Annotated in this window: 21 protein-coding genes; 10 read left to right on the top strand and 11 right to left on the bottom strand. The window is 66.0% G+C overall.

All coding sequences use genetic code 11. The features are described 5' to 3' along the window. Positions 1–136 precede the first annotated feature (136 nt). The 5 genes from argB to XM53_RS07240 all read left to right on the top strand — a co-directional run bounded on the left by argB (position 137) and on the right by XM53_RS07240 (position 4,120). Positions 137–1,000 carry an acetylglutamate kinase gene (gene argB / locus XM53_RS07260; RefSeq protein ID WP_057791802.1) on the top strand — a complete coding sequence of 288 codons (864 nt, stop codon included), beginning with the start codon at positions 137–139 and terminating at the stop codon, positions 998–1,000. A 75-nt stretch (positions 1,001–1,075) separates the two neighbouring features. Then, on the top strand, positions 1,076–1,870 hold the full coding sequence (locus tag XM53_RS07255; RefSeq protein ID WP_057791800.1) for a sterol desaturase family protein: 795 nt from the start codon (positions 1,076–1,078) through the stop codon (positions 1,868–1,870). Beyond that, positions 1,870–2,505 carry a ferredoxin gene (locus XM53_RS07250; RefSeq protein WP_408006053.1) on the top strand — a complete coding sequence of 212 codons (636 nt, stop codon included), beginning with the start codon at positions 1,870–1,872 and terminating at the stop codon, positions 2,503–2,505. The genes XM53_RS07255 and XM53_RS07250 overlap by 1 nt, the downstream gene beginning before the upstream one ends. Then, positions 2,502–2,996 carry a SixA phosphatase family protein gene (locus XM53_RS07245; RefSeq protein WP_057791796.1) on the top strand — a complete coding sequence of 165 codons (495 nt, stop codon included), beginning with the start codon at positions 2,502–2,504 and terminating at the stop codon, positions 2,994–2,996. Before XM53_RS07250 ends, XM53_RS07245 begins: the two co-directional genes overlap by 4 nt. Then, positions 2,993–4,120: an acetoin utilization protein AcuC gene (locus tag XM53_RS07240; RefSeq protein WP_236544436.1), complete on the top strand. Its 1,128-nt coding sequence runs from the start codon at positions 2,993–2,995 to the stop codon at positions 4,118–4,120. Before XM53_RS07245 ends, XM53_RS07240 begins: the two co-directional genes overlap by 4 nt. 18 nt (positions 4,121–4,138) lie before the next feature. On the opposite strand, the gene XM53_RS07235 is transcribed toward XM53_RS07240, so the two are convergent. From XM53_RS07235 to crcB, 8 genes are all read right to left on the bottom strand, one after another. Then, complete coding sequence (locus XM53_RS07235) at positions 4,139–4,906, bottom strand: amino acid ABC transporter ATP-binding protein (protein WP_057791794.1); 768 nt, start codon at positions 4,904–4,906, stop codon at positions 4,139–4,141. Positions 4,907–4,920: 14 nt separating this feature from the next. Further along, complete coding sequence (locus XM53_RS07230) at positions 4,921–6,213, bottom strand: amino acid ABC transporter permease (protein WP_057791792.1); 1,293 nt, start codon at positions 6,211–6,213, stop codon at positions 4,921–4,923. Between the two features lies 1 nt (position 6,214). Further along, positions 6,215–7,429, bottom strand: coding sequence for an amino acid ABC transporter permease (locus XM53_RS07225; protein WP_057791790.1), 1,215 nt, complete (start codon positions 7,427–7,429; stop codon positions 6,215–6,217). A 117-nt stretch (positions 7,430–7,546) separates the two neighbouring features. Further along, positions 7,547–8,566, bottom strand: coding sequence for an amino acid ABC transporter substrate-binding protein (locus XM53_RS07220; protein WP_057791788.1), 1,020 nt, complete (start codon positions 8,564–8,566; stop codon positions 7,547–7,549). 204 nt (positions 8,567–8,770) lie between these two features. Beyond that, entirely contained in the window at positions 8,771–9,484 is a 714-nt protein-coding gene (locus tag XM53_RS07215; protein WP_057791848.1) for an ATP12 family chaperone protein, read from the bottom strand. After that, a complete protein-coding gene (locus XM53_RS07210; protein ID WP_057791787.1) occupies positions 9,481–10,161 on the bottom strand; it encodes an HAD-IA family hydrolase in 681 nt (226 codons plus the stop codon). Before XM53_RS07210 ends, XM53_RS07215 begins: the two co-directional genes overlap by 4 nt. Further along, positions 10,158–11,213 (bottom strand): RluA family pseudouridine synthase, encoded by a 1,056-nt coding sequence (locus XM53_RS07205; RefSeq protein WP_057791785.1) that lies wholly within the window; start codon positions 11,211–11,213, stop codon positions 10,158–10,160. The genes XM53_RS07210 and XM53_RS07205 overlap by 4 nt, the downstream gene beginning before the upstream one ends. Further along, the gene (crcB, locus tag XM53_RS07200) at positions 11,210–11,587 is read right to left on the bottom strand and encodes a fluoride efflux transporter CrcB (protein WP_057791784.1); all 378 of its coding nucleotides are present in this window, start codon (positions 11,585–11,587) and stop codon (positions 11,210–11,212) included. The genes XM53_RS07205 and crcB overlap by 4 nt, the downstream gene beginning before the upstream one ends. Positions 11,588–11,695: 108 nt before the next feature. Here crcB and XM53_RS07195 point away from each other — a divergent pair, with 108 nt between their 5' ends. Next, positions 11,696–12,931 (top strand): glycerate kinase type-2 family protein, encoded by a 1,236-nt coding sequence (locus XM53_RS07195; protein WP_057791781.1) that lies wholly within the window; start codon positions 11,696–11,698, stop codon positions 12,929–12,931. Then, positions 12,928–14,082: an amidohydrolase gene (locus XM53_RS07190; RefSeq protein WP_057791779.1), complete on the top strand. Its 1,155-nt coding sequence runs from the start codon at positions 12,928–12,930 to the stop codon at positions 14,080–14,082. Before XM53_RS07195 ends, XM53_RS07190 begins: the two co-directional genes overlap by 4 nt. Position 14,083: 1 nt before the next feature. Here the strand turns inward: XM53_RS07190 and XM53_RS07185 are convergent, their stop codons facing one another. Then, complete coding sequence (locus tag XM53_RS07185; RefSeq protein WP_057791777.1) at positions 14,084–15,430, bottom strand: UDP-glucose dehydrogenase family protein; 1,347 nt, start codon at positions 15,428–15,430, stop codon at positions 14,084–14,086. A gap of 206 nt (positions 15,431–15,636) precedes the next feature. On the opposite strand from XM53_RS07185, the gene glmM reads away from it, so the two are divergent. Beyond that, a complete protein-coding gene (glmM, locus tag XM53_RS07180; RefSeq protein WP_057791775.1) occupies positions 15,637–16,980 on the top strand; it encodes a phosphoglucosamine mutase in 1,344 nt (447 codons plus the stop codon). 207 nt (positions 16,981–17,187) lie between these two features. Here the strand turns inward: glmM and XM53_RS07175 are convergent, their stop codons facing one another. Both XM53_RS07175 and XM53_RS07170 read right to left on the bottom strand, forming a co-directional pair. Next, a complete protein-coding gene (locus XM53_RS07175) occupies positions 17,188–18,921 on the bottom strand; it encodes a hydantoinase B/oxoprolinase family protein (protein ID WP_057791773.1) in 1,734 nt (577 codons plus the stop codon). Further along, the gene (locus XM53_RS07170; protein WP_057791771.1) at positions 18,918–20,975 is read right to left on the bottom strand and encodes a hydantoinase/oxoprolinase family protein; all 2,058 of its coding nucleotides are present in this window, start codon (positions 20,973–20,975) and stop codon (positions 18,918–18,920) included. Before XM53_RS07170 ends, XM53_RS07175 begins: the two co-directional genes overlap by 4 nt. Before the next feature lie 175 nt (positions 20,976–21,150). Between XM53_RS07170 and mscL the strand changes: the two genes are divergently transcribed. Continuing rightward, entirely contained in the window at positions 21,151–21,582 is a 432-nt protein-coding gene (gene mscL, locus XM53_RS07165) for a large conductance mechanosensitive channel protein MscL (protein ID WP_057791769.1), read from the top strand. Between the two features lie 161 nt (positions 21,583–21,743). After that, positions 21,744–23,528 carry an SLC13 family permease gene (locus XM53_RS07160; RefSeq protein ID WP_057791767.1) on the top strand — a complete coding sequence of 595 codons (1,785 nt, stop codon included), beginning with the start codon at positions 21,744–21,746 and terminating at the stop codon, positions 23,526–23,528. The last annotated feature ends 2 nt before the right edge of the window (positions 23,529–23,530 follow it).

The following is a 23,530-nucleotide window of genomic DNA, read 5'->3' as shown; positions in this document are numbered from 1 at the left end:
CTCCGCCGCTCCCGCAGCGGGGTCGGCCAGATTTCCCGCTTCCCTCCCCCGAGGGGAGGGCCAGGGTGGGGGTCACCTAAAGTCTTGCGCGTCAGCGCCCGTCCGGTGATAACGCCTTCGAAGAAGGACCCCACCCATGAAGACCCGAGACATGACCCGCGACAACCTCACAACCGCCCGCACTCTCAGCGAGGCCCTGCCGTACCTTCAGCGCTACGACGACGCCATCGTCGTGATCAAGCTGGGCGGCCACGCCATGGGCAGCGACGAGGCGATGGCCACCTTCGCCCGCGACATGGTGTTGATGCGGCAGGTCGGCGTGAACCCGGTGATCGTCCATGGCGGCGGGCCGATGATCAACCAGATGCTGGAAAAGCTGAACATCAAGTCCGACTTCGTGAACGGCAAGCGGGTCACCGACGAGGCCACGATGGAAGTGGTCGAGATGGTCCTCTCGGGCCGCGTCAACAAGCGCATCGTGCAGGCCATCAACGCCCAGGGCGGCAAGGCCGTGGGCCTGTCAGGCAAGGATGCGGGCCTCATCACCTGCGTGCCCACCGACCCCAAGCTCGGTTTCGTCGGCACGCCCGACAAGGTCGACCCGTCGATCCTGCACACGCTCTTTCATGACGATGCCATTCCCGTGATCGCCCCGCTCGGCGCGGGCCACAATGGCGAGACCTTCAACATCAACGGCGACACCGCCGCCGGCGCCATCGCCTCTGCACTTCGGGCCGATCGCCTGCTCTTGCTGACGGACGTGGACGGCGTGCGCGATGGCGAGGGCAATATCCTGACCGAACTCACCGCATCGCAGATCAAGTCCCTGACCGACCAGGGCATCATCTCGGGCGGCATGATCCCCAAGACGGAAACCGCGCTCGACGCGCTCTCTTACGGCGTGCGCGGCGTGGTTATCCTTGATGGACGGCTGGACAACGCCGTGCTGCTGGAGCTTTACACCGAACACGGTTCCGGCTCGCTGATCCGGGCAGGGTAAGGACCGCACTCCGCGTCACCGCGTTGTGACCCTTCGTCTCTTTGCGGACACATGCGGATGCAATAAATATACCCCATGGAAAACGAGTTGCTGATCCGCCTGTCCGTCTTCATCGGGCTTTTCGCGGTCCTGGCCCTGATCGAGGCCAGGGCGCCGCGACGCGTGCGCACCCAGCCCCGCAACACGCGCTGGATCACCAACTGGGCCATAGTCCTTCTCGACACGCTGACCCTAAGGGCCCTGGCGCTGGCCCTGCCCCTGCTGGCCGTCGGCGCCGCCGTGGATGCCGAGGCCAACGGCTGGGGCCTGATGAACGCCATCGACCTGCCCGGGTGGCTTGCCGTCGTCCTGACCGTGCTGATCTTCGACCTTGCCATATGGGCGCAACATCTGGTGACCCACAAGGTGCCGCTCCTGTGGCGCATCCACCGGGTCCATCACGCCGACCGCGATATCGACGTGACCACCGCTATCCGCTTCCACCCGGTGGAAATCGCGCTGTCGATGCTGCTCAAGATCGGGCTTGTCTACCTGCTCGGTCCGCCAGCGCTGGGGATTATCCTGTTCGAGATCATCCTGAACGGCACCGCCATGTTCAACCACGCCAATATCAAGCTGCCCCTGGGGCTGGACGCCGCCCTGCGCAAGGTGCTGGTGACCCCCGACATGCACCGCGTGCACCATTCCGACCAGCGCCACGAACATGACAGCAATTACGGCTTCGCCCTGTCGATCTGGGATCGTATGTTCGGCACCTACATCGCCCAGCCGGCAAAGGGGCACCACGACATGACCGTCGGTCTTCAGTGGCAGGATGACCGCCCCACGCGCCTTGGCTGGTCGCTGGGCCTGCCGTTCTTCCGCGAATGATGACGCTCGACACCATCGCACGGGCCGCGGCCGCGCATCAGCTTGCCGTCTTCGGCACGGTGACCGGGCCAGAGACGCCCGAGGGCATCGGCACCCTCGTCCTGCTCGGCCCTCGCGAGCCCGGCTTCTGGCCCGCCTTCACCACATCGCCGGAATATGCCGACAGGGCGCCGGACCCGATGGACCGCTGGTCGTCCCGCGTGATCGGCGACCTTGCGCAGGCGCTTCGGGCGACCGCATTCTTTCCCTTCGGCGGCCCGCCGTTCCAGCCGTTCATCGCCTGGGCCAAGGCCAGCGGGCGGGCCCATTCCTCTCCGGTGGGCCTGTTGGTGCATGACACCGCCGGGCTGATGATCTCGTATCGCGGGGCGCTCGGGTTCGCCGACAGGCTCGCAACACCCGCGCCTCCGCCCAATCCCTGCGACAGCTGTGTCGCCCGCCCTTGCCTGACCGCCTGTCCCGTCGATGCCTTTGCCACCGGCACCTACGACATCGCCGCCTGCAAGGCAGATCTGGACAGACCGGAAAATGATTGTATGTCAAAAGGATGCGCCGTGCGCCGGGCCTGCCCGGTCAGTCTGTCCTACGGGCGGCTGGAAGACCAGTCCGCCTTCCACATGAGGGCCTTCAAATGAGACGTCTCGTCCTGATGCGTCACGCCAAATCAAGCTGGGGCGACCCCGGCCTCGACGACCATGACCGCCCGCTCAACAAGCGCGGCAAACGCTCTGCCGACGCCTTAGGCGACTGGTTGCGCAAGCAAACCATCGTGGTGGACGAGGCGTTGGTGTCGTCCTCGGCGCGCACGGTCGAAACCCTGCAAAGGCTCGGGATCGACTGCGACCGACAGGTGCTGGATCAGCTCTACCACGCCGGTTCCGGCGACATGCTCAAGGCGCTCAAGACCCGCGCCACCGGCCAGACCATCCTGATGCTGGGCCACAACCCCGGCATCGCCTGGTTCGCCCGCGATCTGATGCTGGCACAGCCCGACCACCCCCGTTTCGAGGATTACCCAACCGGCGCAACCCTCGTGGCGCGGTTCGACATCGACGACTGGAATGCGCTGCAACCGGGCACCGGCCGTTTCGAGGCCTTCGTGACGCCGCGCGACCTCATCGAGTGACCGCCGCCGCGTTGCATCCGATCTTCATCGGGTCCGAGATCTATCGCGGCTCCAGCTATGGCGCACGGCATCCGCTCAGCATCCCCCGCGTGCCCACGGTGATGGACCTGTGCCGCGCGATGGGCTGGCTGCCCCGCACCCAGTTCCGCGTCAGCCCGCGCGCCAAGCCTGCCGCGCTGACCCGGTTTCACACGCCTGCCTATATCACCGCCCTGCAACAGGCCGAGGCGGCCCGCACTGTCGACGAGACAACGCGACAACGCCACCAGATCGGAACCCTCTCCAACCCGATCTTCCCCGAGATCTATCGCCGCCCGGCCACCGCCGCCGGCGGGTCGCTGCTGGCGGCGGACCTGCTGGCACAGGGCGGCATCGTCTACAACCCGGGCGGCGGCACGCATCACGGCATGGCCGACCATGCCGCCGGCTTCTGCTATCTCAACGACCCGGTGCTGGCGATCAAGGCATTCCTCGCGCAGGGGCTGACCCGCATCGCCTATGTCGATATCGACGCGCATCATTGCGACGGCGTCGCGGCGGCGTTTCACGGCGATCCGCGCGTTCTGATGATCTCGACCCACGAAGAGGCCCGCTGGCCCTTCACCGGCGCGCTCGACGACCGCGCGGGCAGCCACGCCATCAACCTGCCCCTGCCGCGCGGCACCCATGACGACGATTTCGCCTTGCTGCGCGACGCAATACTGCTGCCTGCCGTGCAGGACTGGCAACCACAAGTGATCGTCCTGCAATGCGGGGCTGACGCCGTGCTGGAAGATCCGCTGGCCCGGCTCGCCCTGTCGAACAACGCCCACTGGCAAGTCGTCACTGCCCTGAAACAGATGGCCCCGCGCCTGCTGGTCCTCGGAGGGGGCGGATACAACCCGTGGACCGTGGGCCGGCTCTGGTCCGGCGTCTGGGCCACGCTCAACGGTTTCGAGATTCCCGACCGCCTGCCGGAACGGGCCCGGTCTGTCCTCGCCGCCCTCAGCTGGACCCGCCAGCGTGGCGACCGGCCCGATCACCTCGTGGAAACGCTCCGCGACACGCCCCGCCACGGCCCCGTGCAAAACGAAATACGCCGCCGGGTGCAGGTCTTGCAGGCCCGGCGGCGCGTTTGGGTGTAAGGCCCCGAAGGCCCCCGATCAGTGTCCGAGGATCTGGCTGAGGAACAGCTTGGTCCGGTCGCTCTTCGGGTTATTGAAGAACTCTTCCGGCTCGTTCTGCTCCACGATCTGGCCCTGGTCCATGAAGATCACCCGGTTCGCGACCTGCCGGGCAAAGCCCATCTCGTGGGTCACACACAGCATCGTCATGCCTTCCTCGGCAAGGCTGACCATGGTGTCCAGAACTTCCTTGATCATCTCGGGGTCCAGCGCCGACGTGGGCTCGTCGAACAGCATGATCCGCGGCTTCATGCACAGCGACCGCGCGATGGCGACCCGCTGCTGCTGACCGCCCGACAGCTGCCCGGGGTACTTGTCGGCCTGTTCGGGGATCTTCACCTTTTCAAGGAAATGCATCGCCGTTTCCTCGGCCTGCCGCTTGGGCGTCTTGCGCACCCAAATCGGCGCCAGCGTGCAGTTCTCAAGGATGGTCAGGTGCGGGAACAGGTTGAAGTGCTGGAACACCATCCCGACCTCGGACCGGATCTTGTCGATGTTCTTGATGTCCGAGGACAGCACCGTCCCGTCCACCTCGATCCGGCCTTTCTGGTGCTCTTCCAGCGCGTTGATGCACCGGATCAGCGTCGACTTGCCCGACCCGGACGGCCCGGCGATGACGATGCGCTCGCCCCGGTGGACCGCAAGGTCGATATCGCGCAGCACGTGGAACGTGCCGTACCACTTGTTCATGTTCTCGATCCGGATCGCGATTTCGTCCGAGACCTGCATTTGAGCGGTTTCCGCCATGGATAACCCTCCCCTTACCTGTGATCAGTGTTGAGCTCGCGCTCAAGCCACTGCGAATATTGAGACACGCCATAACAGACGACGAAGAACAGAAGCGCGGCAAACCCGAACAGCTCCCAATAGACCCCGTTCCAGTCGGTCGAGGCCAGGATCGGACCCCGGATCATGCCGACCAGATCGAACATCGAGATGACCGAGACCAGCGTGGTGTCCTTGAACAGGCCCACCGCCACGTTCACGATGCCCGGGATCGAGATCTTCAGCGCCTGCGGCAGGATGATCAGCCGCATGGCCTGGGCATAATCCAGCCCCAGACTGTCGGCGGCCTCGTACTGCCCGCGCGGCAGCGCGGCAAGCCCACCCCGGATCACCTCGGCGATATAGGCCGAGGCGAAGGCGGTGATCATGATGATCACCCGCACGATCAGGTCGAATGTCGTGCCCGGCGGCAGGAAATAGGCCAGCACCACGTTCGCCACGAACAAAAGCGTGATCAACGGCACACCCCGGATGAACTCGATGAACACGACGCAGATCCACTTGATGATCGGCATGTCCGATTGCCGCCCCAGCGCCAGCGCGATGCCGATCGGGATCGACAGTGACACGCAGACCGTGCCGAGGATCATGTTCAGCAAAAAGCCCCCCATGTCCCGCGATTGCACCTGCTCAAGCCGCAGCACCTCGATCTTGCCGATGCTCCCGGCCAGGATGATCGCGACGACAAGCACCCCAAGGCCCCCCAGCACCGCGACGCCGAAGCCCCTCTTTTCCAGCGCCTTGAAGGCGACATAGGCCGCAACGAACCCAAGCAGCAGCAACAGCGGCGGCACGATGGACCCGCCCCAGATCAGCCAGAATGCCAGGAACGGATAGACCCCGGTGAACAGCAGCATCTGCCGCGGCAGGTACTTGAAGAACATCACCGGCGCCGCCGCCACGAACAGCAGCAGGAAGGCCAGCGCCGGGCGCCAGTATTCCGTGCTGGGATACTTGAACCCGAACAAAAGCTGGTTCCAGCGGTCGCTCAGCACCGCGAAACAGCCCCCGGTCGCACCGTCGAGAATCTCGCGGCATTCCCGGATCGACGTTGCGTTCCAGATCCCGTTCAGGATCCAGGGCAGTGTCGCGGCCAACAGGAAGTAGATCACGAGGATCGCCGCCAAGGTCAGCACCGAGTTGGGGATCGTCGCGAACAGGTTCTTCTTCATCCACTTTGTAACACCCGTTTCCGCCGCAGGGGGCGGCGATTCCGGCAGCATGGTGTCGCGGACATAAGCGACCGATTCTGCATGTGTGTCAGACATCTCAGCGCTCCTTCAGCCGGACGGCGTTGTTGTAGACGTTCATCACCGCCGAGATCCCGAGCGAGATCAGCAGGTAGAACAGCATCAACAAGAGCACGCACTCGATGGCGCGGCCCGTCTGGTTCAGCGTGATCCCCCCCAGTGTCGCGGTGATGTCGGCATAGCCCACGGCAATCGCCAGCGACGAGTTCTTGGTGATGTTCAGATACTGCGAAATCAGCGGCGGGATGATCACCCGCAGCGCCTGCGGCAGGATCACCAGATTCATGATCCGGCGCGGACGCAGGCCTAGGCTCGCCGCGGCTTCCGTCTGGCCTTTGCTGACGGCCAAAATACCCGCGCGGACGTTCTCGGCGATGAAGGCGCCGGTATAGATCGACAGCGCGAACCACAGTGCAATCAGCGGTGCCCCGATCTGAAGGCCGCCGCGAAAGTTGAAGCCGCCCAGTTCGGGGAAATCGAGCGAGATCGGCTGCCCCATGACGAAGAACATCAGGATCGACGGCACGAACAGTATCGCCAGCGACGGCCAGCCCGTCGGCAACAGCCTGCCCGTCGCATAAAGCAGCTTCTTGGCATAGCGGCGATAGGCGAAGACCCCGATGACCGACAGGATGAACGTCACCACGACCACCATCGACCCCTCACCCCAGATCGGCATCGGCACATAGACGCCGCGGTTGGTAAAGGCGACCGAGCCCAGGATCATCGACGCGTCTGGGTCATCGCCTCGGAATGCGCTTGGCGCGGGCAGGACCGCGGTCATGATCGTGAAGATGATGATGATCCAGATCAGCACCGGCACGTTGCGGAACGCCTCGACATAGCCCGACATCAGCTTGCGGATCAGCCAGTTGTTCGACAGGCGCAGCACACCCGCGATCACGCCGAATATCGTCGCCGTGGCACAGGCCAGGAACGCCACCAAGAGCGTGTTCAGAATGCCGACGATGGCCGCCGTCAGGTGCGAACTGCGGCTGGTGTACTCCACCAGCGTCTGGTTGATGTCATAGCCCGCCGGCTCACCCAGGAATTCGTAGCTGATGTTCAGCCCCGCGGCCCGCAGGTTGAGAACCAGGTTGTAGCCCAGGTAGGCGATGATTCCGATCAGCACCATCAGGGCGATGAACTGGAATGTGTAGGAACGATAGCGCGTATCGTTCAACAGCATAGACGGTCGAAACGACTCCTGTTGAGGGTCGGTCATTATTGTCATCTGAAGAGTCCCCGTTGGCGGCCCGGATTATTGTGTACGCTTTGCTGCGCGGATGGGCCTGTCCTTGGTTAGATGCGCGAAGGGCGCGGAGTGATCCGCGCCCTTCGACTTGGTATCTTAGCGGAACGGCGGCGAGTAGAGCAGGCCACCATCCGTCCACTGCGCGTTCAGGCCGCGCGCCAGACCGATCGGCGTGGTCTCACCGATGTTCTTCTCGAAAAGCTCACCATAGTTGCCGCCGGCCGAGATGGCCTTCACGGCCCAGTCGGCCTCGAGGCCCAGCATCTCGCCAAGGTTGCCCTCGGTGCCGAGCAGACGGTTGATCTCCGGGCTGTCGCCGGCGGCCGAGGCCATGTCGGCGATGTTGGCGCTCGTGACGCCCAGCTCTTCTGCCGCGATCAGCGCGTTCAGGGTCCAGCGAACTACGTCGCCCCACTCGTTGTCACCGTGACGGACCAGCGGGCCCAGCGGCTCTTTCGAGACGATCTCGGGCAGCAGGACGTGCTCCGACGGATTTTCGAACGCGGCGCGCGTTGCAGCCAGGCCCGAGGCGTCGGTGGTGTAGACGTCACATGCGCCAGCCAGGTACTGCTGTTGCGCTTCGGCGTTGGTTTCGATCGGAACCGGCTCGTAGTTCATGCTGTTCTTGCGGAAATAATCCGCCAGGTTCAGCTCGGTCGTGGTGCCGGTCTGGATGCAGACGGTCGCACCGTCCAGATCCTTGGCCGAGGACACGCCCAGCTCCTTGGGAACCATGAAGCCCTGACCGTCGTAATAGTTCACGCCGACGAATTCGAACTTCAGGTCGACGTCGCGCGAAAAGGTCCAGGTGGTGTTCCGGGCCAGCATGTCGATCTCGCCCGAAGCGAGCGCCGTAAAGCGCGTCTTGCCAGTGGTGGGCACGAATTCGACTGCTTGCGGGTCACCCAGCACGGCGGCGGCGACAGCACGGCAAACGCCGACGTCAAAGCCATCCCAATTGCCGTTGTTATCCGGGGCGGCAAAGCCGACCAGGCCGGTGGTCACGCCGCAGTTCAGCGTGCCGCGTGCCTTGACATCGTCAAGCGTCGCGGCCGCAGCTGCGCCAGCCGTAAGGCCGGCCACCGTCAGCGCGCCTAGAAATACGGATTTTTTCATGTTTACCTCTTCCTGATGTATCCGCCCGATGCAGGGCGGTTTGGTCGGCCCTAGAGGACCGGAGCGATACTGTGAAAGGGGTTCCCCCCACGTCAGTGTGCATAAGTGTGTGTGGATTCATTCCTGAACGTCAAGACCCGTGTCACGAAAAACGATGGTCCTTAGTCAATGTTTCCGTTTGGGAAACCACCGTATGCGCGCGTATCAGGCCGCCTTGGTCAAGTCGCCGAACCGCTTGGCATGAAGGAATTCTTCACGTTTGACCGCCTCGACCGCGCGCGCTTCCTCGTCCGCGCCCCATTGTTCTTCCTGCCAGCGCTCGTCGATCCGCGACAGATCCCAAAGCTCTGTGGCGGGCCGCGCATCCTCCAGCGCCGCAAGCCCGAGGACCAGCGATCCCGACAACCCCACAAGATCGTGAAAGGCCGTGAGGGTAAAATCGTCCATCGCGTGCACATGCGCTGAAAAAAGCGCCAGTGCCTTGGCGTTCTGCGGTCTGTGCATGACCCCCGCGACGGGAACCAGCTGCGCGCCGAACCGGGCTTTCGCCCAATTCAGCATCGGATCCCAGGCCTCTGCCTGCCGCTGCACCAGGCTGTCCGGGCTGTCCGCGCGATAGCACAAAAGGTCCGCATCGCCGTAGGCCGCCAGCATATCGGCAACTTCGGCGTGCTGGTGATGCACCTTGTCGATGGCGGCATTGGCCGAGCGGGTGTTCGGCATCGTCTCGGGCCGGATCAGCTCGTCCTGCGCATCCCATTCCCGGGCAATCGCTTCGGCCAGCGGCCGCGACGGCACCACCAGCGCGGCCTTGGCAGGGGTCTTGACCGGCCGGCCGTCCAGGCGAATACCAAATCCGCCTTGGTCCTCAACGACTGTGGCCTCTTTCCAGAATCGCTTGGCCTTCCATTCGCTCATGCCGCCGTCTCCCATATCTGCTGCAACAGGGGCGGCAGGGCGTCAAAGCTGTCGATCACGTGCCGCGCCGCGCCCAGCGCCGCGCGCGGGTGATACCCCCAGCCGACCCCGATGCCCGCAACGCCCGCGGCGGCGGCCATCTCCATGTCGAAACTCGTGTCGCCGATCATCACCGCTTGATGCGGCTCCAGCCCGGTCTCGGAAAGGGCCGCGCGAATCATCGACGGGTGTGGTTTCGACGGATGATGGTCGCTGACCTGCTGGGTGATGAACATGCCTTCCAGCCCATGCCCCTCCAGCAGCTTGTCCAGCCCCCGCCGCGACTTGCCCGTCGCCACGCCCAGCAATGTCTCGGGCTGAGCGTTGAGCGCCTCCAGAACCTCCCGCGCCCCGGGATAGAGCGGCGAGGACTCCGCCGCGCCGATCTTGGCTCGCAGGGCAATGTAGGCTTCCTTGTACCACTCCACCATGCGGCCTTGCGTGCCGGCATCCACGTCCGGTGCCAGCAACGCGATGGCCCGGTCCAGCGACAGCCCGACAATCGACAGGATCGCCTCGCGCGTCGGTGCGTCCCGCTCGGCCCGCGCAAAGGCATGGCTCATCGCCGCGACGATATCCGCCTGGCTGTCCACCAGCGTGCCGTCCACGTCGAAGATCACCAGCCGCAGCGCGCTCATCGCAGCGCCTCGAACGGGTCGTCAGCGGCCAGGTCGGGCGTCCAGCCCAGCGTCTCGAACGTATTCGCCATGTGTTCGGGCAACTCCGCGTCGATCACAACCGGCTTTTTCGTCACCGGATGCTCAAACGCCATGGTCCGCGCGTGCAGGTGCAGCTTGTTCGAGATGATCCCGCCCAGTTTCGCCCCCCATCCGTCGCCCAGGTTCTCCTGGCTCGACCCGCCATACTTGCCATCGCCCACAATCGGATGCCCGATCTCGGCCATATGCGCGCGCAGCTGGTGCGTTCGGCCGGTAATGGGCTCCATCGCCACCCAGGACGCCCGGCTCGCCACGCGGTAAAGCGTGGCATATTGCGTGATCGCCCGCTTCGCCCCTTTGGTGCGGTCCACTTCACCGGGGTGGATACAGACCATCTTTTCGCCTTCGCCGCGGGCGCCATGCCCCCCGGCCTTGACCAGCCCGTACTTGATCTCGCCCAGATAGGGCGTCGGCACGCCGGCCACCACGGCCCAGTAGATCTTGCGCGTCTCGCGGTGCCGGATCGCCTGCGTCATCGCCGCCGCCATCGCCCTTGTCCGCGCCAGGATCAGGACACCGGACGTATCCTTGTCCAGGCGGTGCACCAGCCTCGGCGCATCCTCGAACCCGAACCGCAGCGCATCGGCCAACCCGTCCACGTGCCTGATCAGCTTGCTGCCTCCCTGCACCGGCAGGCCCGGCGGCTTGTTCAGCGCGATGATATGGTCGTCGCGATAAATCACCGCGTCCTGAATCATCTTCGCGTCGGCGTCCGAAATCTTGGCTTTCTGCTTCTCCACCGGCGCGCTTTCCACCTCGCCCGGCTCCGGCAGCGGCGGAACGCGCACCTGCTGGCCCTCTTCCAACCGCATGTTTGCCTTCACCCGCGCGCCATCGACGCGCAGTTCGCCCTTGCGGCACATCTTCTCGATCCGGCCCTGCGCCACGTGCGGAAACCGCCGCCGCAGCCAGCGGTCCAGCCGCTGATCGCCCTCGCCGGGCTCGACCGTCAATGTCTGCACACCGCTCATGCCCAGATCCCCCGCGCCAGCCAGACGCCCAGTGCCAGGCCGATAATCGACAACCCCACCGACAAAATCACGTAAAGCGCCGCCGTCCCCACCGCGCCGCGCTCATACAAGGTGAACGCCTCCAACGAGAAGGCCGAAAAGGTCGTGAACCCGCCCAGCACACCGGCCATCAGGAACGGGTTCAGATGCGTGAGGTCCTTGTGAAACGTGTAAACCACCACCATCCCCATCAGGAACGACCCCACGATGTTCACCGGCAGCACGCCCATGGGAAAGCCGCCGCCGACGTGACGCGCCACGGCCTGCCCCACGCCGAAGCGCAGCATCGAGCCTATGGCCCCGCCAAGGCCAACCTGGAGAAAGGTCATCCACATGGCCGCGTCTGTCGCCTCTGACCCCGGTTTTGTCAAGCTGGGCAGGCTGTGCTTGCACGCGCCGCACACCGCGCTACGCTGCGTCAACCACAAGACCCGGAGCGCCTCATGCAAGACCCCGACAGCTTCCTGCGCCGCCTCTTTGATCGCGCCGTGGAGGTGGCCGACCCGATGCAAAGCCTCGCCGCGCACCTTCCAGCCCGTCCCGAGGGTCGACTGGTGGTGATCGGCGCCGGCAAGGCCAGCGCCCGCATGGCCGAGGCGGTCGAGGCCGCCTATGGCCCCTGCGAGGGCCTGGTGATCACCCGCTACGGCTATGCCCGCCCCTGCGAACGCATCGAGATTGTCGAGGCCGCGCATCCCGTGCCGGATCAGGCCGGTGTCGACGCCACCCGCCGGATGCTGGCCCTGCTGGACACCTGCGGCGAAGGCGACACCGTGCTGGCCCTCATCTCCGGCGGCGGCTCCGCGCTCCTCTGTGCGCCCGCCAAGGGGATCACGCTCAACGAGAAACAGGCGCTGACCGACGCGCTGCTGGCCTCCGGCGCGCCCATCGGCGCCATCAACGGCATCCGCAAACAGATCTCGGCGGTCAAGGGCGGCAAACTGGCCGCCGCCGCCTACCCGGCCAGGATGCTGGCCCTGCTGATATCGGACGTGCCCGGCGACAACCCAAGCGACATCGCCAGCGGCCCCACCGTGGGCGACACCGGCACCCCGGCCCGCGCGCTGGAAACCCTCAACCGCTGGAACGTCACGCCGTCGCCGTCCATCACCGACTACCTGACCGCGGGCGGCAACCCCCTGCCCCCCGACGATCCGCGCCTGTCGACCGTGGAAAACGTGATCTACGCCGCCCCCTCGCAATCGCTCGCCGCCGCCGCCGAAATCGCCGAAGCGGAAGGCATCGAGGTGCAAATCCTCGGAGACGCCCTCGAAGGCGAGGCCCGCGACGTCGCCGCCGACCATGCCGCCCTCGCGCGCAAGGCTCAGGGCGACAAACCCGTCCTCCTCCTGTCGGGCGGCGAACTCACCGTCACCCGCCGCGGCAACGGCATCGGCGGCCCCAACGCCGAATATTGCCTCGCCCTCGCCCTCGCCCTCGACCGCGCGCCCGGCATCCACGCGCTGGCCTGCGACACCGACGGCGTCGACGGCGCGGCAGAGGTCGCAGGCGCGGTCATCTCACCCGAAACGCTATCCAAGGCCCCCGACGCCGCCGATGCGCTCGCCATCAACGACGCGCACGGCTTCTTCGGGCGCATCGGAGACCAGGTCGTGACCGGCCCCACGCTCACCAACGTGAACGACTTCCGCGCCATCCTCGTCCTGCCAGGGTCATGACCTTCCCGCCCGACCTCTCCGCGCAGATGACCGAATGGCGCCATGCCTTTCACCGGATGCCGGAACTGGGCTTCGACCTGCCCCGCACCAGCGCCCGCGTGGCCGACCTTCTGCGCGGCTTCGGGCTGAAGGTTCACACCGGGATCGGCCAGTCCGGCGTCGTCGGCATCCTGCAAAAGGGCAACGGCACCCGCACCATCGCCATCCGCGCCGACATGGACGCGCTGCCCATCACCGAGCAGAACGGTTTTGCCCACCGCTCGGAGGTGCCCGGCCAGATGCACGCCTGCGGCCATGACGGTCACACCACCATGGCCCTCGGCGCGGCAAAAGCCCTGGCCGAAGCGGGCGACCTTTCCGGCCGCATCGTCTTCCTCTTCCAGCCGAACGAGGAGCACGGCCAAGGCGCCGCCGCCATGATCGCCGATGGCGTATTCGACCGTTTCGACGTCGAGGCCGTCTATGGGATGCACAACATTCCCGGAATGCCCGTGGGCCACTTCGCCACTCGCGCGGGGCCAATCACCGCCAGCGAAGCACTCTTCGAAATTACCGTCGAAGCCCGCGGCGGCCACGCCGCCCTGCCCCACATGGGCGCCGACGCCATCACCATAGGGGCCGAGATCGTCGGCACCTTGCAAACCATCGTCTCGCGCAAGCTCGACCCGGCGCAGAACGGCGTCGTCTCGGTCACCGGGTTCGAGACCGACGGCAAGCGCAACGTCCTGCCTGGCCGCGCCACCCTCACCGGCGACGCCCGCGCCCTCACGCCCGAGGTCAACGCCCGGATCGAGACCGCGATGCGCCGCATCGTCGATGGTATCTGCGCCGCCCATGACGTCAGCGGCCATGTCGCCTACCACACGATCTTCCGCCCCACCATCAACGCGCCCCAACCCGTCGCCACCGCCACCGCCGCCGCGCAGGCCATCGGCGCACCAATGGACAGCGCCTGCCCGCCGAAACTCTTTTCCGAGGATTTCGCCGAGATGGCCGCCACGCGCCCGGGCTGCTTCGTGCTGATGGGCAACGGCACCGAAGGGCCGCACGCCCGCCCGCTCCATTCGGCGGATTACGACTTTAACGACGCGGCCCTCGCCCACGGCGCGGCCTTCTGGGTCGCCGTGGCGCGGGCCGAGCTGGGCGCCTGACCTACTCGGCGGCTTCTTCCGCCTCGGGCTTGCGCTCGAACGCCGTGCGTCCCACGCTGTCATAGGCGACAAAGCCGGCCCGCTTGGCGTCCTTGACCGAATAGATGTTCCGCAGATCCGCCATCCGGGCGACGTTCATCCGCCGCGCGATCCGCTTCAGGTCCAGCGCCCGGAACTCGTTCCATTCCGTCAGGATCACCACAAGATCGGCATTGCCCACCGCCTTGTAGGCGTTCTCGACCCATTGCACGCCCGGCAGGCGCTCGGTGCCTTCACGCTCGCCCTGCGGGTCGCAGATCCGCACCTTCGCCCCGCCGCCCACCAGCGCCGGCACGATGGTCAGCGACGGCGCCTCGCGCATGTCGTCGGTGTTGGGCTTGAACGTTGCCCCCAGAACCGCGATGGTCTTGCCGTTGAAGCTGCCCTCGCAAAGATCCAGCAGCTTGTCGATCATCCGCCGCTTCATCTCTTCGTTGACGGCGATCACCGCCTCGGTGATGTGCAGCGGCACGCCGTATTCCTGCCCCGTCCGCGCCAGCGCGCGCGTGTCCTTGGGAAAGCAGCTGCCGCCATAGCCCGGCCCGGCGTGCAGGAACTTGTTGCCGATCCGCCCGTCCAGGCCCATGCCCCGGCTCACCTGCTTGACGTCCGCGCCGGTGCGTTCGCACAGTGCAGCGATCTCGTTGATGAAGGTGATCTTGGTCGCCAGAAAGGCGTTCGCCGCGTATTTGATCATCTCGGCGCTTTCCAAGTCCGTGACCAGGATCGGAAACTCGCGCAGGTAAAGCGGGCGATAGATGTCCTCCATCACCTCCGCCGCGCGCTGCGACTGTACCCCCACGACCACGCGGTCGGGTTTCATGAAATCCTCGATCGCCGCGCCTTCGCGCAGGAATTCCGGGTTCGAGGCGACGTCGAAATCCAGATCCGGATTGGCCTTGCGCACCGCTTGTTTCAGCTGCCGGTTGGTGCCCACGGGCACCGTCGACTTGGTGACGATCACGATATAATCCTTTGCCAGCTTCGCCACTTCCTGCGCCGCGGCCATCACATAGGTCAGGTCGGCATGTCCGTCCCCGCGCCGCGTCGGCGTGCCAACGGCGATGAACACGGCCTCCGCCCCGTCCAGCGCCTGCGGCAGGTCCTGAGTGAACGACAGCCGCCCGGCCTCGACGTTCTTCTGCATCAGAACATCCAGCCCCGGCTCGTAGATCGGCACCTCGCCGCGGTTCAGCTTTTCGACCTTGGCGGCGTCCTTGTCCACGCACACGACGTCATGCCCGAAATCCGAGAAACAGACCCCGGACACAAGCCCGACATAGCCGGTTCCAATCATCGCAATCTTCATCGGGTCTCGCCCCTGATCTGCCTGTCGCCCCCGCCTTCTTATGCGGTCCCGCTTCGTGCGCCGTCAACGCGCATCTGCGACAGGCGCGCGGCACTATGCGGTCTATGCCACAAATGGCTCATGCCCGCGCGCACCATTGGACAGCGTGCCGCCGCGCTTGTATGAGAATGGTCATAAAAACGTCACGGGGCAAAAGGTGCGGGTGCATGGCTGACAAACTCTTCGGAACCGATGGCGTCCGGGGCGAGGCCAATACATGGCCGATGACCGCCGAACTCGCCCTGAAACTGGGCGCCGCCGCCGGGCGTCATTTCCGCCGCGACAATCAGGAACACCGCGTGGTGATCGGCAAGGACACGCGCCTGTCGGGCTACATGATCGAATACGCCCTCACCGCCGGCTTCGCCTCGACCGGCATGGACGTGTTCCTGCTGGGCCCCGTGCCCACGCCCGCCGTCGGCTACCTCACGCACTCGCTGCGCGCCGATGTCGGCGTGATGATCTCGGCCAGCCACAACCCCGCCAGCGACAACGGGATCAAGCTTTTCGGCCCCGACGGCTTCAAGCTGTCAGACGAGTCCGAGGCCGGCATCGAACAACTGCTGCAAGACGGCGCCCGCCTCGCCAAGCCGGAGAACATCGGCCGCGCCAAGCGGTTCGAGGACGCCCGCGGCCGCTATGTCGAGTATGCCAAGACCACCTTCCCCTATCGCGGCCGGCTTGAGGGTCTGCGCATCGTGGTCGACTGCGCCAACGGGGCCGCCTACAAGACCGCGCCCGCCGTGCTCTGGGAACTGGGCGCGGACGTGATCCCGATGGGGATCGAACCCGACGGCACCAACATCAACTTCGAATGCGGCTCCACCCACCCGGATGCGGCGGCGCGCAAGGTGCTGGAAACCCGCGCCGATCTTGGCATCTGCCTCGACGGCGATGCCGACCGCGTCGTGCTGATCGATGAGACCGGGCATATCGCCGACGGGGACCAGATCATGGCCCTCATCGCCACCCGCTGGGCCGCCGAGGGCCGGCTGAAGGGCGATGCGCTGGTCGCCACCGTCATGTCTAATCTCGGGCTGGAACGGCATCTGGAATCCAGGGGCATCGGCCTCAAGCGCACCAAGGTTGGCGACCGCTACGTGGTCGAGGAGATGCGCGCCAGCGGCCACAACCTGGGCGGCGAGCAATCCGGCCATATCGTCATGACCGATTATGCCACCACCGGCGACGGGCTGATCGGCGCGCTGCAATTCCTCGCCTCGATGGTCGAAACCGGCCAGAAGGCCAGCGAACTGGCGCGCGTCTTCACTCCCATCCCGCAAAAGCTGGTCAATGTCCGCTACCAGTCCGGCCAGACCCCGCTAGAGGCCGACAGGGTGCAACAGGCCATCGCCGACGGCGAGAAGAAGCTGGGCAGCGACGGCCGCCTGCTGATCCGCAAGTCAGGCACAGAGCCCCTGATCCGCGTCATGGGCGAATCTCTGGACCCCGCCCTTTTGGACACGGTGCTGGACGATGTGGTCGGCGCGGTGAAACAGGCGACCGTCTGACGTCCTCACCAAGCTGCCGATTTACGCCCCGCGCGGAATCAAGGCGCGGCCCTGCCGCGCCGCCGCGCATCGCCGGGCCGCCCCCCGGCACGGCGATCTGGCTGGGCTGGGTGCCTCGCTCGAAACTCTGGCGGATCCGGCTGACATAAAGCGCGACAGAAAAACACTTGGTTCGCCGCACCGCGGCCCGTCGATCCGCGACCAGCCTCACCCCAACCGCCGCTGCGTGGTCGCCACGTCGTCCACCGCGCCCTCCTCGATCACCACGCCAAAGAGCCGCTCCGCCTCGTCGACCGAGTAGCGCCCCAGCCGCACATCCTCGGCCACCAGCCCCGGATCCCGCTGCATCGGGTCGCCATAGCCGCCGCCACCGGGCGTCTTCACGCGCACGCGGTCTCCGGGACCCAGCGGAATGTCCTGCTCTTTCGACAGATGCACCGGCGTATAGGGCATACCCCCCCGCCACACCGTCACCTCGTTGGGCGCGCCGTCGCCGCCGCCCAGCGCCCCTTGCGGCCCGAACCGCCCGTGATCCATGACAAAGCTCGCCTTGGCCTGCCCGCGCCGCAGCTCCAGCTCGTAATCAAGGCCGAAACCGCCGCGCATACGGCCCGCACCGCCCGACCCTTCGCGCAGCGCGTAACGGTGGTAGAGCACCGGATATGCCTGCTCCATGATCTCCACCGGCGGCGCCTTGGAAATGCCGATGGTGGAACAGCCGTTGCTCAGCCCGTCGCCGTCCGCCCAGCCGCCATAGCCGCCGCCCGACAGCTGGTACATCACGAAATCGCGCCCCTTCGCCGGATCGTGCCCGCCCAGCGCGAAGTTCCCGCTCGTCCCCGCCGGGGCCGCCGTCACCCGGTCGGGCAGCGCCTGCACCAGCGCGGCAAACACCGCCTCCGCGATCCGCTGGCTGACCTCGGCGGCACAGCCCGACACCGGGCGCGGATACTGCGCATCCAGGAACGTGCCCTCGATCCCCGTCACCTCCAACGGCTCGAACGCCCCCGCGCTGATCGGCACGTCGGGAAAGATATGCCGCATCGCCAGGTAGACCGAACTGAGCGTCGTCGCCCGGACCGAGTTCATCGGCCCCAGGCACGGTGGCGCCGACCCGGTGAAATCAAAAACCAGCCGCTCCGCCTCCCGCGTGACTTTCAGGCGGATCGCCAAAGGCGCATCGACCACGCCATCGCTGTCGATCCACGCAACCGAGCCGTATTCTCCGCCCGGTATCTCCTGGATGAACCGCCGCATCTGCTGCGCCGCGCGCTCCCGCAGCTCGGCAATCGCGGCCTCGACCACGTCATCGCCATAACGGTCCATCAGCGCCCCCAGACGCTCGGCCCCCAGGTCCAGCGCCGCCGCCTGCGCCCGCACGTCGCCGATCCGCTGGTCCGCCACGCGGATGTTGGAATAGATGATGCTGTATATCTCATCATCCATCCGCCCCCGCTTGAACAGTTTCACCGGCGGCAGGCGCAGCCCCTCCTGCTCCACTGCCGTCGCACTGGCGGAAAAGCCACCCGGCACCGCCCCGCCGGTATCGGGCCAATGCCCGGTATTCGACAGCCAGCAGAACAGGCGGTCTCCCCTATAAAAGGGCCGCGCAAAGCGCACATCCATCAGGTGCGTGCCGCCCAGGTAAGGATCGTTGACAATATAGATGTCCCCCGGCTCGGGCGCCCCCACGCGCCCCTCGCCGATCATCCCGATCAAGGTCGCCGTTGAATACTGCATCGTACCCACGAACACCGGCAGACCGCCCGCCCCCTGCGCGATCAGCGCGCCGTCCTCGGCGGCATATATCCCGTCTGACCGGTCATTCGCCTCGGCAATCACGGGCGAGAACGCGGCGCGGGAAAACGCCAGGTCCATCTCGTCGCAGACCTGCTGCAACCCGGCCTGGATGACCGACAGGGTGATCGGATCAATCGTCATGGCACCTCTCCCACCGCGATCAGGATATTGCCATGCGCGTCCCCGGTCGCCACGCAGCCCGGCTCGATCAGCACGGTCGTGTCCATCTGCGCCACGATCGCGGGCCCTTCCAGACGGAACTCCAATGGCAGGTGATCGCGCCAGTAGACCGGCGTCTCCAACCAGCCGTCCTCGAACCGCACCCGCCGCGCCCCGGTCTGCGCCTCCTCCAGCGTTGCCTTGCGCCCCGCCGGGTCCACCAGCACCGACAGATCCAGCGGCGCCCGTTCCCCAACGACCGAGCAGTTTGCCGTCACCACCTGCGCCCGGATTTCGGGCAGCCTCACCTTGAAACGGGCGTAATAAACGTCCTCGAACAGCGCCTGCAGCTCCTCCGGCGTGACGTCCGGCCGCTCCAGCGGCACGCGCAACAGGTGGGTCTGCCCGACAAACTGCATATCCACGCTGTAGACATGCCGCACACCTGTCATCGCCACCCGCTCGCGGTCCAGCATCGCCTTGCCCGCTGCCGCCTGCTCTGCGAACACCCCGGCCAACGCGCCCTTCTCCAGCGCATGGACAGGCCGGTTCACCGTCTGCACGAAATCATGCCGCAGGTCCGCCACCACGCAGCCCAGCGCGTTGGTGATCCCGGGCCGCGCCGGCACCAGCACGCGCGGCACGCCCAACTCCCGCGCCAGCGCGCAGGCGTGCAGCGGCCCAGCCCCGCCAAAGGCAAAGAGCGCGAAATCCCGCGGATCGGCCCCCAGCGAAAGTGACACCATGCGAATGGCCCCCGCCATCTTGGTGTTCGCCATGCGGATCACCGCCAGCGCCGCCTCGGTCACGTCCAGCCCCAGCGGCTCGGCCAGGTCCCGGGCAAAGGCCTGCGCCACGTCGCCAGCGCTCACCGCTCCGGTCTTGGCCAGTCTGGCCGCGTCCAGCCGCCCCAGGATCAGGTTGGCATCCGAAATCGTCGGCCGCGTCCCGCCCCGCCCGTAACAGATCGGCCCCGGATCGGCCCCGGCACTCTCCGGCCCCACATCCAAAAGCCCCGCCGCGTTCACCTTCGCGATGGACCCGCCGCCCGCGCCCACCGTGCGCACGTCCACCATCGGCACGTGGATGGGCATCGCGTACTCGATCTCGATCTCGTGAGACACCGGCGGCTCGGCCCCCCGGATCAGCGCCACGTCGGTCGAGGTGCCGCCCATGTCATAGGTGATCAGGTTTACCAGCCCGGCCTGTCGCCCGGTATAGGCCGCCGCCATCACGCCCGAGGCCGGCCCCGACATCACAGTCTTGGCCGCCTCCCGCGCCACCAGCCGCGCCGACACCATGCCGCCATTGCCGTTCATCACCAGCACATCGCGGTCATAGCCGCCCTCCGACAGACTGTCCGTCAAACGCTTCAGGTAACGGTCGAGGATCGGCTGCACGCTGGCATTCACCGCCGCCGTCACGCCGCGCTCGTATTCCCGGCTCTCCTGCAAGATCGCGTGTCCAAGCGTGATGTGATCGTTGGGCCAGACCTCAGCCAATATCTCCCCGGCGCGCAGTTCATGCCCCGGGTTGGCATAGGCGTGCAGGAAGTGCACCACCACCGCCTCGCATCCCTCCGCCAGCAGGCGTTCCGCCGCCGCGCGCACCGCATCCTCATCCAGCGGCACCACCACGTCTCCGGCCGCATCCACCCGTTCCGGCACCTCGATCCGCAGATCGCGCGGAATGATCGGCGTGAAGTTCCCCGTCATGCCATAGGCGTGCGGCCGTGTCCGCCGGCCCAGTTCCAGCACGTCACGAAAGCCTTGCGTGGTGATCAGGCCCGTCCGGCTCAGCTTGCGTTCCAGCACCGCGTTGGTCGTCGTCGTGGTGCCATGCACGATCAGGTCGATCGCCGCCAGCTCCGCCTCGGCGGCATCAAGCGCGTTCATCACACCGAAGGCCTGGTTTTCCACCGTGGTCGGCACCTTGGCCAACCGCACCTTGCCGCTGGCCGGATCAAGCTGCACGAGGTCGGTGAACGTACCGCCCACGTCGATCCCCACGATCGTGCCATTCTGCCGGTCTGTCATCGCCGTCCCTTGCCTGCACCCAAAGGGACCGTCCGCGAGGGGTCGGCAAAAGTCAATCTCGCGAAGGGACCCCGCACCTTTCCCCAAACAAATCGTCACACGTTTTCATTAACCTGTGCTAATGGAAGCTCCGGCAGGGGCGAAAACAGCCTCGCCACGGAAAGAGGACATATAAATGCTAAGCGAATTCAAAGACTTCATTGCCCGCGGTAACGTCATGGACATGGCCGTCGGCATCATCATCGGGGCTGCCTTCACAGCCATCGTTTCTTCGATGGTGGCAGACCTGATCAACCCGATCATCGGTCTTTTCACCGGCGGGCTCGATTTCACCAACAACTACATCGTCCTGTCCGGCGACGTGGCCGAGGGCGCCTCGCTCGAGGCCGCGCGCGAGGCCGGCGCCGCCGTCTTCGCCTGGGGCGCGTTCGTCATGGCCGTTATCAACTTCCTGATCATCGCCTTCGTCGTCTTCATGCTGGTGCGCTACGTGAACAAGGTGAAGGACGCCGCCTTCAAGAAAAAGGAAGAAGCCCCCGAAGAGGCCCCCGGCCCCAACGAGATCGACCTGCTCGTGGAAATCCGCGACGCGCTCAAGGCGCGCTAAAGCCACACCATCAAGACACCGTGCCAGGCGGGCCTTTGTAAGAGCGCCCGCCCGACGCACCGGCATTTCGGCACCCTGCCGCTGCCCTCTCAGATCGCTCTGGTCATTGCCACGAACAGACCTATGCTCCGCCGCAAGGTATCTCGTTCCAGGTTGTGGAAATGTACGACATCATCGGGGCCAACGCCCCTGTCATCGCGCTTGTCATCCTCGCGCTTCTCTTCGTCGCCTTCACGCTTGAAAAATACCCGCCCGAAGTCACCGCCACCGGGGCGGCCGCGCTCTTCATCATCCTCGGGCTCGTGCCCACGGACGAGGTGATGGATGTCTTTTCCAGCTCCGCCCCCATCACCATTGCCGCCATGTTCGTGGTCTCCGGCGCTCTGGTCCGCACCGGCGTGCTGGATGCCATCGCCGGGCTGGTCATAGGCCGCGCCAAGGACCGCCCGCTTCTGGCCATTGGCATCTTCATCTTCGCCACCATCGCCGCCTCGGCCTTCATCAACAACACGCCTGTCGTGCTGGTGCTGATCCCGGTGGTCATGCGCCTGGCCAGCAGTCTCGACATCGCCGCGACGCGCCTGCTGATCCCGCTCTCCTACGCCGCCGTTCTGGGCGGCACCTGCACGCTCATCGGCACCTCGACCAACCTGCTGGTCGACGGCGTCGCGCGCGAGTCCGGTCTGGAGCCCTTCTCGATCTTCGAAATCGCCCCCGTCGGCATCACCGTCGCTATTGTCGGCGGGGCCGCGATGCTGCTCTTGGGGCGGTTCCTGCTGCCGGACCGCAGATCGCAGAACGACGAGGCCGAGACATCCGAGACGCCGTTTCTGTCCGAGGTCACGATACTCGCGGACTCCCCCATGATCGGAATGCCCCTGTCCGAGATCGCCGACTTTCAGCGCAACAGCATCCGCGTCACCGGCCTGCGCCGGGGCAGCCAGATCGAGCGCAAGAACCTGGCCGACCAGATCATTTCCAAGGGCGACGCCGTCATCCTGCTTGCCCCCACCTCCGAGCTTCTGACCTTTTCCGAAACGCCCGGCCTGCGCGTCGGCCTGCGCCGCACGATCGAGCTTGACCCCGAGGCCGAGGTCCGCGTGGCCGAGGCCATCGTCACCCCCTCGCGCCGCAGCACCGGCGTCCGCATCGCCGACCTGGCCTTAGGGCGCCGCGCCGGGATGCGCGTGCTGGGCGCCTTCCGTGCCGGTCACATCGCCGGCGCCGACCTGTCCGGCGTGCGCCTGCGCCCCGCCGACAAGCTCCTGCTCGAAGGCACCGCCGAAGGCTTCGATGAGCTGCGCAAATCCGGCGATGTCGTCTCGGTCAGCGAACCGGGCGGGCGCGCCTTTCGCCGCAAACAGGCCCCGGTCGCGATCCTCACGCTTCTGGGCATCGTCGGCCTCGCGGCGTTCGACGTCATGCCCATCGGCATCCTCGCCCTCGTCGGCGTCGCCGCCATCCTGGTGCTGCGCTGCATCGACAATGACGAAGCATGGTCTTCGATCGACGGCTCGATCCTGGTGCTGATCTTCGCCATGCTGATCGTCGGCGCGGGGCTGGAACACACCGGCGCGGTGGAACTGCTCGTCGCCGCGCTCACGCCCTGGCTCGAAGGCTTGCCGCCGTTCCTGACCCTGCTGGCGATCTACGCGGTCGGCTCGATCCTCACCGAGGTGGTCACCAACAACGCCGTCGCCGTCATCTTCACGCCCATCGTCGTGGCGCTTGCCAGCCAGCTGGGCGTCGATCCCCGCGCCTTCGTCGTCGCCGTCATGTTCTCCGCCAGCGCCAGCTTCGCCACACCCATCGGCTATCAGACCAACACGCTGGTCTATGGTGCCGGGAACTACCGCTTCACCGATTTTCTCAAGGTCGGCGTGCCGATGAACATCATCGTCGGTGTGACCGCGACGCTCGCGATCAGCTATTTCTTCCCGCTCTGACG

The sequence above is a fragment of the Roseovarius atlanticus genome, assembly GCF_001441615.1.
In the GTDB taxonomy this organism is placed as follows: domain Bacteria; phylum Pseudomonadota; class Alphaproteobacteria; order Rhodobacterales; family Rhodobacteraceae; genus Roseovarius; species Roseovarius atlanticus.
Note: the sequence above shows the minus strand (reverse complement) of the source record. Positions and strands in the feature narration are given on the sequence as shown.